Here is an 11927-nt window from a genome sequence, read left to right on the forward strand (position 1 = left end):
AGGGCTGCTCTCATTTAATGGGCACTCTCACTCCCGATCCCCGGCGCTGGTGGGCCCTGGGCGCCCTCGTCGCCAGCTTTCGCCGCGCCGGACTGCTCGGCGACCGGTTCGGGCGGCGGCTGATGCTCAGATCGTCGCCCGTGCCGTGATGGGCGTCGGAGCGGCTCTGGTCACGCCGCTCGCGCTCTCCGTGCTGCCCTCGCTCTTCAGCCCCGACGAGCGCACCAAGGCCGTCGGCGGCCTGTCCGCGGCCTCCGCGCTCGGTCTGCCGCTCGGCCCGATCATCGGCGGCTGGCTGCTGAACCCCTTCTGATGGGGCTCGGTCTTCCTGGTCAACGTCCCGATGGCCGCGATCGGGATCGCCGCCTGCGTCTTCCTGCTCCCGGAGACGAAGGACCCCGCCTCCCCCAAGGTCGACACCGTCTCCACCGCGCTCACCGCGACCGGCCTCGGCGCGCTGATCTACGCGATCATCGAGGCGCCCACGCGGGGCTGGGGCGACCCGCTGGTGCTCGCCGCGCTCGGGGCCTCCGTCGTCCTGATCGGCGCCCTGGTGCTGCGCGAGCGGCGCGTCGAGCGGCCCATGCTCGACACATGACGCTGCTCGCCCACCGTGGCTTCCTGTTCAACACCGTCGCCGCGACCCTGGTGATGTTCGTCCTGTCCGGCCTGCTGTTCGTGCTGCCGCCCTACCTCCAGGCGGTGCTCGGCCACGACGCCCTCGGCACCGGATTCGGGCTGCTGCCGATGATGGGCGGTCTCCTGGTCGCCTCGCGGACGGCTCCGCCGGTCGTCGTCCGCTTCGGCGCGCGGGCCACGGTGAGCGCGGGCCTGGTGGTGCTGGCCTTCGCCGCGCTCCTCGGCAGCCGTACGACGGCCGGCTCCGGCTACGGCTTCACCGCGCTGTGGCTCTCCCTCACCGGACTCGGCTTCGGCTTCTCGCTCATCCCGGCGAGAACAACGCCCTGGGCACCCTCCCTCGTGACCGCGCCCGGCAGCGGATCGGGGCTCCTGATGACGCTGCGTCAGGTCGGCGGTGCGATCGGCATCGCGCTGCTCGGCAGCCTGCTCGCCGGCACCTTCCGCGACCGGCTCGACGTCACGGGACTGCCCGCGCAAGCCGCCGACACCGCCGGGGAGTCCGTGGTCGCGGCGCACCTCGTCGCCGAGCGGGCCGGTCCCGCCCAGGCGGCGGAGCTGGTGGCCTCCGCGAACAGCGCGTACGTCCACGGCATGGGCGTCGTCCTCCTGGTGTGCGGCATCGCGGCCCTCGTCTCCGCGCTGCTCGCGGCCGCGTTCCTGCCGTCCGCACCCCGCCCGACCGAGACCTCCACGACCCCGGACATGGCTGCCGAGCAGGCCGATGCCCGACAATGACCCGCATGACACCCGCACGCCCCCTCCCCCTCGGCGACCGTCCCCAGCTGGGACTTCGTGAGCGGAAGAAGATCAAGACCCGGACGGCGATCCGCACCGCGACCTACGCCCTGATCAAGGAGCAGGGCTACGACGCCACCACGATCGAGCAGATCGCCGAGCGCGCCGAGGTGTCACCGTCCACGGTCTTCCGGTACTTCCCGACGAAGGAGGACATCGTCCTCACGGACGAGTACGACCCTGAGATGCTTCAGGAGTTGCGCGCCCGGCCCGCCGGAGAGTCCTGGATGGACTCGGTGCGGTACGTGATGCACAAGGCCATCGACGCGATGATGGCGGAGGACCCCGAGGTGATCAGGGTGCGCGCGCATCTCGCGGTCCAGGTCCCCGCGATCCGTTCCCGGATGGTCGAGAGCATGTCGGAGACCGGGCGCCTGCTCCGCGCGGCCCTCGCCGAACGCACCGGCCTGGAACCGGACAGCCTCGATGTGCGCGTCTACGCGATGGCCCTCGTCGGCGGCCTGATGGAGGTCAACATGTCCTGGGCGGAGAACGGCTTCAAGGACGACCTCGGCGCCATGGTGGACCGGGCCCTGGACGTCCTCGAGCACGGCCTCCCGACCGAAAAGCCCTGAGGCCGGCGCCCCCACCCGTGACATCCTGACCGGGTGAACGGTCCCGAGATCCACGTCGAGTTCGCCCCCGAGCTGGCCCTGTTCGTCCAGCGTGACCTGCACCGGACGCTCGTCACCGACGGCGTCTCGTCCCTGGGCCACGTCGTCGAGTCGGCCGGCGTCCCGCTGACCGAGGTCGGCGCCCTGTGGGCCGACGGCCGGGAGGTGCCGACGGCGTACGTCCCCGCGGCCGGCGACCGGGTGGAGGTCCGGCCCGTCGAGCGCCCCCAGCGGGTGCCCGGCGCCCCCCTGCGCTTCCTCCTCGACGTCCACCTCGGCACCCTGGCCCGCCGCCTGCGCCTGCTCGGCGTGGACACGGCGTACGAGTCGACGGACATCGGCGACCCGGCGCTCGCCGCCCGCTCGGCCGCCGAGCAGCGGGTGATGCTGAGCCGGGACCGGGGGCTGCTGCGCCGGCGTGAGCTGTGGGCCGGCGCGTTCGTCTACAGCACCCGGCCCGAGGAGCAGCTGCGCGACGTCCTCGACCGGTTCCGGCCCGAACTGCGTCCCTGGACCCGCTGCACCGCCTGCAACGGCCTGCTCAAGGAGGCCACCAAGGAGGAGGTGGCGGACCAGTTGGAGGGCGGGACGCAGCGGTCGTACGACGTCTTCGCGCAGTGCGGCCAGTGCGGGCGCGCGTACTGGAAGGGCGCGCACCACGAACAGCTGGTGGCCATCGTGGAGCGCGCGTTGAGCATGCGTACCCAGGAGAGTTGAGTACTGGGTTGAGTACCCGTGCCGATCACTGCGACCGGGCCGGCGCGATGGGATGGCGGCATGAACACAGCACAGCAGCAGTCCGCGTCCCGGCTCTTGACCGGTCTGTCCGTGACCAGCCTCGTGCTGCTGCTGCCGACCGTCGGCCTCGCCTGGCTCGCCGTGCTTGCCGGCGAACGCGGCAGCCGCTGCCTGATGTACGGCGAGCAGTGCTCGCAGATTCCGGGCAGCCTGCTCTACGGCCTGTTCTACGCCTCCGCCGCGGCCGGCGTGGCGGTACTGGTGTGGCCCCGGGACCGGGTGATGCCCGCCCGGGCCGGGGCCGTGGTGTTGCAGTGGGCTCTTCAGTTCACACTGGGCCTGCTGATCCTCAGCGGCGCTTGATATCCGCCTTTCCGCAGGCGAACCCGTCCCTGTTCCGGTCCAACCGCAGCGGGTCGTCCCTGCCGTTGACCTTGAGGCGGCCGTAGTCGTTCTGTTTCAGCCAGTCGCAGCGGGACTTCGTCGTCGCCTTCACGGTCGGCGGGAAGTCCGTCGGCACGCAGACGTTGATCGAGCCGTAGTGGCGGTCGCAGCCCGAGACGGTCGGGGCGACCTTCTGGGACGTGCGCTTCTTGCCGGGGCCCGTGACCTTGCCCTTGAGGTCGTCGGCGAAGTCGTGGACGTGCGGCGAGGCGTCCGTGGCGGACAGGGCCTGCGGGCCTTGGAGGTGCACCCACTTGGCGACCGACGGCACGCCGTTGGCGTCGACCGCGAAGAGCATGTACCAGCCGGGCGGGGCCAGGTTGGGGTTGCTCGTCACGTTCAGGTCGACGTTGTTGCCGTCCACCGACAGCGGCAGGTCGACGAAGCGCTGGTTCGGGTCGGAGGAGTGGGTGACGGCGGCCGGGCGGATCAGCTCGGCCTTGGCGATGGGCCGGTCGACGGTGATCCGCTGGGTGTCGCCGTACGTCCACTCCGTGTCGATGACCGAAGTGATCGTCGGGCGCTCGCCCTTGAGGAGATAGGGCGGGGTGTAGATCGACACGTCGTGGTTCCAGGAGCCGTTGCCCGGGTTGTCGCCCGTCGTCATCACACGGCCGTCGGGAAGGAGGAAGGCCGACGAGTGGTAGCCGCGCTCCTCCGGGTCCGGGGCCACCGGGTCGAAGGTGTTGGTCGCCGGGTCGTAGAGCGACGACTCGTACACGGGGTTCGCCCGGTTGTGCAGCGCGCCTCCCGTCTCCAGGACCTTGCCGTCGGGCAGGAGTACGGCGGAGACGTACATCTTGCCCTGGTTGCCGGTCTCGGCGACCTTGCCGGCGCCCAGGTCGACCTGGCCCTGCGGGAGCGGCGGGCCGGCGACGTAGGACGGGTTGGGCTGCTTGAGGTCGATGACGTCGGTGAGGCGGTTCGCGTCCGGGTTGGAGTCGATGTTGCCGCCGCCGATGGTGAGGACCTTCTGGTCCTGGGCCGGAGGCAGCAGCACGCTCGCGGACTGGTCGCGCTCGTCCTTGTTCCGCAGTCCCGGGATCTGCGTGACCGTGTTGGCGTTGTAGTCGTAGATCGCCGAGCCGGTGCCGGGGATGTTGTTGCCGAAGACATGGCTGCCGGAGTAGAAGAGGCGGCCGTCCTGCATGAGGATCATCGACGGGTACAGGCCCCAGTAGGACCAGGTCTGGTTGACCTTCCACAGCGGCTGCCACCGCTGCTCGGCGTCCGACCACAGCTCGGCGGTCACCGAACCGGTGGAGTCCTCGCGCAGACCGCCGAACGAGATGACGTCACCGTTGCCGAGGATCGTGGCCGACGGATACCAGTGGCCGTCGTTCATGTCGTTCGTCTTGCTGTACGTCTCGGTGACGGGATCGAAGACGTACGAGTCCTTGAAGCCCTCGTAGCCGTGCCCGCCCGGCACCGGGTAGGCCTTGTTGCCGCTCATCACGAGCACCCGCCCGTCGTCGAGCTGGACGTGGCCCGCGCAGAACATGTCCTTCGGGGTGGGGACGACCTTGTAGGTGCCCTTGACCGGGTCGTAGACCGCGCTGGTGAAGGTGCCCGCCGCGAACTGCTCCTCGCTGTTGCCGGAGCCGGCGATCAGCAGCACCTTGCCGTTGTTGAGGACGACGGAGTGCATGGAGCGGACCGGGTTCTTTGTCGGCAGGACGTCCCAGCGGCCGTTCGCGCACTCCTCGGCGGTACCCGTGCACACCGGGTCGGGGACGGGGTCGGCGACCTGGTCCATCGTGTAGTCGTCGGTGGTGACGGAGCCGGTGCCGTAGACGGAGACGCCCCAGGCGATCCGGTCGGTACCGGTGGGCACCTCGGGCGTGCGGACCGTGGCCTCGGTCCAACCGGCCGCCATCTCCAGCGTCTTGAGGTCGGTCCAGTACTGCCAGCCCGCCGTGGCGTCGTGCCGGAAGAGGGTGATCGAGGTGTCCGGGGTGGTCGACTTGTACCAGAGTCCGAGGTCGTACTGCTTGCCCGGCGTCACGACGGGCGCGCACTCGGCGGACTCGGTGATCAGCGCCTTGCGGTCGCCTTCCACGCGCCGGGTCAGCGTGACCTTCATGGCCTTGCCGCCGGAGTGGGCGTCGGCCACTGTCTCGAAGGCGAAGTCGTTGTCGCCCCAGCCGGACTTCTTCCAGCAGTACGGCATGTCGTCGGTGCCGGCGGTCTCGAAGCCGGGGTTCTTGATGAGGTTGGCGGCGGAGGCGGACTGGGGTGAGGTGAGGAGCAGGCCACCGGTCAGGCCCGCCACGGCCAGCAAGGCCGTTCTCCTCCCGGATCTCGTACGGCTGGATCTCATGCGGTACTCCTTGCTGTGCGGCTCCTGCGCGGCAGATAGACCAGCGCCTCGGTTCCGACGAAGCGCAGGACGAACGTGATGACCAGGGCGAGCGCGGTGGCCGGCAGTACCGCCAGCCCGAACTGCCCGACCAGCAGCGCGATCAGCGGGATGCGCAGCACCAGGTCGGCGTTGGCGAGCAGCGCGAACCGTACGGTGCGGTCGGCCCAGTGGCGGTGCCGGCGGCGGTCGCGGAACAGCAGCTTCTCGATGAGCAGGAAGTTCCAGGCCACGCCGAACTGGTTGGCGACGATCTCCGCGGGCAGATAGTGCAGCCCCGCCTCGGTCATCGCCCACAGCGCGGCCAGGTTGGGCACGAAGCCGGTCAGCCCGATCAGCCCGAACACCACCATGCGGGCCAGCGGGTCGGCCGTACGCAGCCCGGCGAGGTGCCGCAGGAAGCGGCGGCCCTCCGCCGCCGTGGACTTGGACTCGCCGGCGAACCGGTCCTGGAAGACGAACGGCACCTCCGCGACCGCGCGCGGACGGCTGCGGACCGCCAGTTCCAGCAGGATCTTGTAACCGAGCGGCTTCAGTGCCTCCGCCGTGATGTCGCTGCGCCGGATCGCGAAGAAGCCGCTCATCGGGTCGCTGATGCCGCGCAGCTTGCCCGGGAAGAGGGACTTGGTCAGCCAGGTCGCCCCGCGCGACACGGCCACCCGGTAGCTGCCCGCGAGCCCGGCGCGGCTGCCGCCCTTGATGTACCGGGAGGCGACGACGAGCCCGGCGTTCGCCCGCTCGCCGGTGGCGACCAGGTCCGGGACCAGGGACGGTGGATGCTGGCAGTCGCCGTCCATGACCACGATCCAGTCCGACCCGGCCGCCTTCATCCCCTCGACGACCGCGCCGCCGAGCCCGCCGACGGGTTCGTCCCGGTGGATGACGGTGACGGGGAACGGGCAGTCCTGCGCGGCCTCCTTGATGACCTGCGGGGTGTCGTCGGTGGAGTCGTCCACGAAGACGACCTCGCAGGGCAGCCGGGAGGGCACCGATTCGGTGATCTGGTGCAGCAGCTGCCGTACGTTGGCCGACTCGTTGAAGGTCGGTACGACGATGGTGACCGCGCCCGGCTCGGGGATCTCGGCCGCCTGGACGGCCGGATCGCCCAGCTCCTCGGGGACGGTGGACTCCTGGCTCATCGAACCCCTCCCGAGGCCGTCTGGATCTGCCGGATCTCGATCCGGTCCGCGCCGGTGCCGAAGGTGGCGACCGGCGTCGAGTGCTCGATGGCCGCCTTGACGTTGGGAAGGTCGACCGCGTCCCGGCGCACTGTCGGCGAGGCGACGACGTAGTCGAGGTCCTTCCAGCCGCGCGGCATCGTCTTCGTCACGGCCGGGTCGAGGTCGGCCTTGTAGAACCAGATGACGCCGAGCCCGGGCTTGTACCCGGCGTGCACCAGGTCGAGCCACAACGCGTCGTCGACGAGGACCCGGGTGTCCCGCGGGTCGTCCACCTCGGTGGACAGCCACTTGGCGGCGGCCTGGTAGGGCGCGTTCGCGTCGGCGGTGACGGCGGTGCGGTCGCCGTCGTACCAGCGGGGTACGACATAGGCGCCGGCGGCGATCGCGAGGACGGCCGCGAGGGCGTACCGGCCACCGGTGACGTACCGGTGCTCGGTCTCGGACCGCCGGCGCCGCAGGACGGCGTGGGCGACGGAGGCGGTTCCTCCGGCGAGGACGAGGGCGAGGAAGGGCAGCGCCTGGATGACGTACATCGCGGGCAGGTAGCCGCTGGGGCGCATGGCCACCAGGGCGAGGATCACCACGGCGAACGACGGTCCGGCCAGGGCGCGGGCGGTGACCGACCAGCGCCAGGTGACCAGGAGCAGCAGGCCGCCCGCGAGGCCGCCGAGGATGAGGACGCGGTCGTAGTAGAGCCACGACTGCAGGACGCCGTACGACCCGGAGCCCTGGTCGAGGATGAAGCCCGAACCGGGCCTGGTCATCTGGTACTTGATGCCGTCCCACAGCGAGACGTGCCCGCTGCCCGGGAACAGCTCGCCCTTCAGCAGGGCGAACAGGGGGTAGGACAGGCCGATCAGCGCGCACGCGGTGACCGCGCCGGTCAGGGCGAACTTGCGGGTGTCGCGGTGGCTGTGCCGCCACATCGTGATGAAGACCGCGGGGAGGACGAAGAGCATCGTCTCCTTGGTCAGCACGGCCGTGGCGGCCGCGATCCCGGCGCCGAAGTGGTGCCAGAGGTGGCGGCTCGGGGAGGCGGCGAGGGCGAAGGCGAGGAGCGTCCACATCACCGCGAGGTTGTCGAGGAAGATCTCCCGCTGCAGGACCACCGACAGGGGCGACAGCCCGAACAGGACCATGCCGAGCCCGGCCGCCCAGCGCGGCAGGGACAGCCTCCGCCCGAGGACGTAGACCAGGACCGCGCTGACCGCGCTGATGACGAGCATCGCGGCGCGCATGGTGCCGACGGTCATCGACTCGGGGCTGAGCGCCGCAGGTATCCAGGTCAGCAGGGCTATCTGGATCCAGCCGAGGGGCGGGTGGTCGTACCAGTAGGTGTAGTGGGCGAGGCCCCGGCCTTCCTGGACGGCCCAGGCCTGGGCGAGGTATGTGCCCTCGTCGTCGCTGAGCGTCGGGTAGTCGGTGATGTTCCAGCCCTGCACGACGAGGATCGCGACGAGGAGTACGCCGCACAGGACCAGGTCGGGGCGGGAGGAACGGAGGCGCTTCGGCGGGCCCGCCGGGGCTGTTCGGCCGGTCGAACGCGTCTCAGGGACAGCTTGTCTCTGCGCGGGGACCTGGGGAGTGGTCACCGCGGGAAGGGTGGAGGTCACGCAGGGACGTCCTCTCGGAGGTCTCGGGTCACTTCGGCGCTGGTGAGGTGTGCGCCGACGTGGGTGGTCAACTCCCAGTCGTTCCGGCCGCGTTGCTCACGCCATACGGCGCGGACGGCGGCCCCGGCGAGGAGCACCTGGTAGAAGGGGCCGCCCACGATGAGCTTCACGTAGTGGACGAAGCGGACGCGAAGCCCGTACTGCTTGCCGAAGTCGTGCAGTCCGACGACCTCGAAGACGAAGGTGACGAGCGCGGTGACGGCCGGCAGGAAGGTGATGAACGCGACGGTCACGGACACGTCGAGGAAGACGGCGATCGCGATGTTGAGCGGGATGACGAGCCCGGTGAAGGCCTGCATGAACGGTGTCATGAGCGTGTAGCGGGCGAGCAACCGCTGTCCGAAGGTGGGCAGTTGCTTCCAGTCCTTCTTCCGGTAGACCTGCAGGAAGCCCTGGTTCCAGCGGGTGCGCTGCTTCAGCAGCGACATCAGGCTGCCGGGCGTCTCCTCCTTGGTCACCATGTCGGAGTCGTAGGCGACGACGACCTTCTTGCCGACGCTGGACAGCCGGACGCCGAGATCGCAGTCCTCGGCCAGGCAGTTCGGGTCCCAGCCGTCGGCTTCCCTGAGCACGTCCGTCCGTACGAAGACGGTGTTGCCGCCGAGCGGGATGAACCCCTTCTGCGCGTGCAGGTGCAGCCGGGAGCGGAACCAGAAGAAGTACTCCAGGCAGTTGCGCAGGCTGTACCAGCTGGAGTGGAAGTTGATGAGCTGGACGCCACCTTGGACCACATCCGCCTTTGTCGTCCGGAACGCATGGTCGACGTGGGCGAGGAGCTCCGGGTGGACCTGGTCCTCGGCGTCGAAGACCCCGACGACATCACCGCGGCAGTGCGGCAGCGCCGTGTTCATGGCCTTCGGTTTGTTCTTCTTCTCGTGGGTGTCGACGACTACGCGGACCCGTGGGTCGCGAGCGGCGGCCCGTTCGGCGACCTGCGTGGTCTCCGGGTCGTCGTGCCCGACGATGACGATGATCTCGAAGTCGGTGTGGGTCGACTCCAGCAGGCGCTGGATGGTGTGGTCCAGCACGGCCTGTTCGTGCCGGGCCGGCAACAGCAGCGAGAACGACACGTGCTCGCCGCCGTCCGGTCTGCTGAACCGGGTGGAGGCGAGCACTTCGGGCGTGCGCCACGCGTGCATCTGCCACCACAAGGTGAAGGCCGCCATCCAGAACAAGGCCAGCGAGACGACGGCTATGAAGACAGACGTCAGCAACAGATCCCCCCAGATCCCCAATGCCCCCTGCCGCGACAACACGTCACATCTGTCGCGGAACTGTGTAGACATTAAGGGCGATCTGTGAAGTCCGCAGGCCGTTTCAGTGAAGAGCGCGTTTCATCACAACGATCCCCGAGAGTGAACAATTCGAACACCGGCTGCGTAACTACTGGCTGCTCACTAGCGTTTCAGCTGGTCAGCGCGGTCCGCAACCGGTCCGGATCGGTGGTCGGGGCATCGCAAGTGAAGTTACGGCAGACGTAGGCGGCGGGTTGACCCTGCTGCAAGGGCCGGTCAACAAGGAGCGGAAACTCGTCACTCTCAGGAGTGCCTACGGCCACGACCGCACCCGGGGCGGTGCCCAGAAGTGCCGTGTGGTGCAGCGCCTTTGTGGCGGGGTCGTCCATCGCCGGTCCGACGACCGCGACCTCACGCGGCCCGTCGAGGTTGGCCTCGGCGACGGCGAGACCCCAGCCGATGAAGCGGGGGACGCGCGGGCCGAGGGCCTTGACGACGCCGAGCGCCTTCTCGGCGGCGGCGCGATGGGGTGCGGAGCCGGTCTGGGCGGCGTAGCTCAGCAGGGCGCCGGCCGCCGCGCTCCAGCCGGAGGGGGCGGCGTTGTCGGTGGGGTCCTGGGGGCGGCGGATCAGCTGCTCGGCGTCGGCGGCGGTGTCGTAGAGGGCGCCGGACTCCTCGTCGGCGAAACGGGCGAGCACGTGGTCGAGCAGGAACCCGGCGAAGTCCAGCCAGACGCCCTCGCCGGTGACGGAGGCGAGCGCGAGGAAGCCCTCGGCGACGTCGCCGTAGTCCTCCAGGACGCCCGCGTTGGCGCCGACCTGGCCGTCCTTGCTGGTGCGGGCGAGGCGGGCGGCGTCGTCCAGGTGCAGCCGCACGAGGAGGTCGGCGGCGCCGAGGGCGGCGTCCACGAGGTCGGGGCGGTCGAAGTAGGCGCCGGTCTCGGCGAGGGCGGCGATCGCGAGCCCGTTCCAGGCGGCGACGATCTTGTCGTCCCGGCCGGGGGCGGGGCGGGTGCCGCGCGCGGCCAGGAGCCGCTGCTTGATGGACGTGATCTTCTCGGCGTCGGCGAGACCGTCCTGCTGCGGGAGTTGGAGGACGGAGGAGCCGTGCTCGAATGTGCCCTCTTCCGTCACACCGAAGTACCGGGCGGCGAGGTCGGCGTCCTCGTCGCCGAGGGTCTCGCGCAGCTGCTGCGGGGTCCATACGTAGTACGCGCCCTCGACGTGCCTGCCGGTGCCGTCGTCGCTGTCGGCGTCGAGGGCGGAGGCGAAACCGCCCTCGGTCGTGCGCAGTTCGCGCACCATGAAGTCGGCGGTCTCGAGCGCCACGCGCCGGGCGAGCTCGGACCCGGTGGCCCGCCACAGGTGGGCGTACACCCGGCACAGCAGGGCGTTGTCGTACAGCATCTTCTCGAAGTGCGGCACGACCCAGTCGCGGTCGACGGAGTACCGCGCGAACCCGCCGCCGAGCTGGTCGTAGATCCCACCCCGGGCCATCCGCTCACAGGTGTCCTGCGCCATCTGCAGCGCACCCTCGGCGCCCGTGCGCGCATGGTGCCGCAGCAGGAACTCGATCACCATGGACGGCGGGAACTTGGGCGCCCCTGCGAACCCGCCCCTCTGCGGGTCGTACTCCCGGGTGAGCCCGAGCAGCGCCTGCGCCAGCTCCTGCTCGCCGGGCGCCTCGGTGCCGCCGTAGGAGATCTCCCGCCCCGCGAGGTCCCGCACGATCTTCCCCGCGACGTCGGCGACCTCGTCCCGCCGGTCGGTCCAGGCGGCGCTGACCCCCTCCAGCACCTGACGGAAGGACGGCATGCCGTGCCGGGGGGCGGGCGGGAAGTAGGTGCCGAAGTAGAAGGGCTCGGCGTCGGGGGTGAGGAACACCGTCATGGGCCAGCCGCCCTGTCCGGTGGCCGCCTGGACGGCCTCCATGTAGACGGCGTCCACGTCGGGGCGTTCCTCGCGGTCGACCTTGATGTTGACGAAGTGGGCGTTGAGGTACTCCGCCGTCTCCTGGTCCTCGAAGGACTCGTGCGCCATCACGTGGCACCAGTGGCAGCTGCTGTACCCGACGCTGAGCAGGACCGGTTTGCTGCTCTTGCGGGCCTCTTCGAAGGCCTCGGCCGACCACGGCCACCAGTCGACGGGGTTGTCCGCGTGCTGGAGCAGGTAGGGGGACGTCTCGTGAGCCAGTCGGTTCGGCATGGGGTCCATCCTGCCGCAGTACCCCCCTGACGTCCGACATCA

Annotated in this window: 12 protein-coding genes; 7 read left to right on the top strand and 5 right to left on the bottom strand. The window is 70.2% G+C overall.

The annotated features are described in order from the left end of the window. Window positions 1–17: 17 nt before the first annotated feature. From ACZ7L6_RS12770 to ACZ7L6_RS12800, 7 genes are read left to right on the top strand one after another with little or no spacing between them, the layout of a single operon-like run. Entirely contained in the window at window positions 18–149 is a 132-nt protein-coding gene (locus ACZ7L6_RS12770) for a hypothetical protein (protein WP_471922894.1), read from the top strand. Then, window positions 149–313 (top strand): MFS transporter, encoded by a 165-nt coding sequence (locus ACZ7L6_RS12775; protein WP_471922895.1) that lies wholly within the window; start codon window positions 149–151, stop codon window positions 311–313. The genes ACZ7L6_RS12770 and ACZ7L6_RS12775 overlap by 1 nt, the downstream gene beginning before the upstream one ends. A gap of 30 nt (window positions 314–343) precedes the next feature. Further along, window positions 344–598 (top strand): hypothetical protein, encoded by a 255-nt coding sequence (locus ACZ7L6_RS12780; protein ID WP_471922896.1) that lies wholly within the window; start codon window positions 344–346, stop codon window positions 596–598. Then, window positions 595–1377, top strand: coding sequence for an MFS transporter (locus tag ACZ7L6_RS12785; RefSeq protein ID WP_471922897.1), 783 nt, complete (start codon window positions 595–597; stop codon window positions 1375–1377). The genes ACZ7L6_RS12780 and ACZ7L6_RS12785 overlap by 4 nt, the downstream gene beginning before the upstream one ends. Window positions 1378–1382: 5 nt before the next feature. Then, a complete protein-coding gene (locus ACZ7L6_RS12790; RefSeq protein WP_471922898.1) occupies window positions 1383–2012 on the top strand; it encodes a TetR/AcrR family transcriptional regulator in 630 nt (209 codons plus the stop codon). A gap of 33 nt (window positions 2013–2045) precedes the next feature. After that, window positions 2046–2768, top strand: a complete 723-nt coding sequence (locus tag ACZ7L6_RS12795) for a Mut7-C RNAse domain-containing protein (RefSeq protein ID WP_471922899.1) — start codon at window positions 2046–2048, stop codon at window positions 2766–2768. Window positions 2769–2828: 60 nt separating this feature from the next. Then, entirely contained in the window at window positions 2829–3152 is a 324-nt protein-coding gene (locus tag ACZ7L6_RS12800; RefSeq protein ID WP_471922900.1) for a hypothetical protein, read from the top strand. On the opposite strand, the gene ACZ7L6_RS12805 is transcribed toward ACZ7L6_RS12800, so the two are convergent. The 5 genes from ACZ7L6_RS12805 to ACZ7L6_RS12825 all read right to left on the bottom strand — a co-directional run bounded on the left by ACZ7L6_RS12805 (window position 3139) and on the right by ACZ7L6_RS12825 (window position 11885). Beyond that, the gene (locus ACZ7L6_RS12805; protein WP_471922901.1) at window positions 3139–5553 is read right to left on the bottom strand and encodes a galactose oxidase-like domain-containing protein; all 2415 of its coding nucleotides are present in this window, start codon (window positions 5551–5553) and stop codon (window positions 3139–3141) included. The genes ACZ7L6_RS12800 and ACZ7L6_RS12805 overlap by 14 nt on opposite strands. After that, window positions 5550–6731, bottom strand: coding sequence for a glycosyltransferase (locus tag ACZ7L6_RS12810; protein ID WP_471922902.1), 1182 nt, complete (start codon window positions 6729–6731; stop codon window positions 5550–5552). Before ACZ7L6_RS12810 ends, ACZ7L6_RS12805 begins: the two co-directional genes overlap by 4 nt. Continuing rightward, window positions 6728–8386, bottom strand: a complete 1659-nt coding sequence (locus tag ACZ7L6_RS12815) for an ArnT family glycosyltransferase (RefSeq protein WP_471922903.1) — start codon at window positions 8384–8386, stop codon at window positions 6728–6730. Before ACZ7L6_RS12815 ends, ACZ7L6_RS12810 begins: the two co-directional genes overlap by 4 nt. Then, complete coding sequence (locus ACZ7L6_RS12820) at window positions 8383–9660, bottom strand: glycosyltransferase (RefSeq protein WP_471922904.1); 1278 nt, start codon at window positions 9658–9660, stop codon at window positions 8383–8385. The genes ACZ7L6_RS12815 and ACZ7L6_RS12820 overlap by 4 nt, the downstream gene beginning before the upstream one ends. Before the next feature lie 191 nt (window positions 9661–9851). Next, the gene (locus tag ACZ7L6_RS12825; protein ID WP_471922905.1) at window positions 9852–11885 is read right to left on the bottom strand and encodes a thioredoxin domain-containing protein; all 2034 of its coding nucleotides are present in this window, start codon (window positions 11883–11885) and stop codon (window positions 9852–9854) included. Window positions 11886–11927 lie beyond the last annotated feature (42 nt).

The sequence above is a fragment of the Streptomyces sp. NPDC107522 genome (assembly GCF_055657525.1).

Bases quoted from the DNA above. Each gene is read 5' to 3' on its own strand.
- ACZ7L6_RS12770 (WP_471922894.1), top strand. From the start codon at position 18: ATGGGCACTCTCACTCCCGATCCCCGGCGCTGGTGGGCCCTGGGCGCC.
- ACZ7L6_RS12775 (WP_471922895.1), top strand. From the start codon at position 149: ATGGGCGTCGGAGCGGCTCTGGTCACGCCGCTCGCGCTCTCCGTGCTG.
- ACZ7L6_RS12780 (WP_471922896.1), top strand. From the start codon at position 344: ATGGCCGCGATCGGGATCGCCGCCTGCGTCTTCCTGCTCCCGGAGACG.
- ACZ7L6_RS12785 (WP_471922897.1), top strand. From the start codon at position 595: ATGACGCTGCTCGCCCACCGTGGCTTCCTGTTCAACACCGTCGCCGCG.
- ACZ7L6_RS12790 (WP_471922898.1), top strand. From the start codon at position 1,383: ATGACACCCGCACGCCCCCTCCCCCTCGGCGACCGTCCCCAGCTGGGA.
- ACZ7L6_RS12800 (WP_471922900.1), top strand. From the start codon at position 2,829: ATGAACACAGCACAGCAGCAGTCCGCGTCCCGGCTCTTGACCGGTCTG.
- ACZ7L6_RS12805 (WP_471922901.1), bottom strand. From the start codon at position 5,553: ATGAGATCCAGCCGTACGAGATCCGGGAGGAGAACGGCCTTGCTGGCC.
- ACZ7L6_RS12810 (WP_471922902.1), bottom strand. From the start codon at position 6,731: ATGAGCCAGGAGTCCACCGTCCCCGAGGAGCTGGGCGATCCGGCCGTC.
- ACZ7L6_RS12825 (WP_471922905.1), bottom strand. From the start codon at position 11,885: ATGCCGAACCGACTGGCTCACGAGACGTCCCCCTACCTGCTCCAGCAC.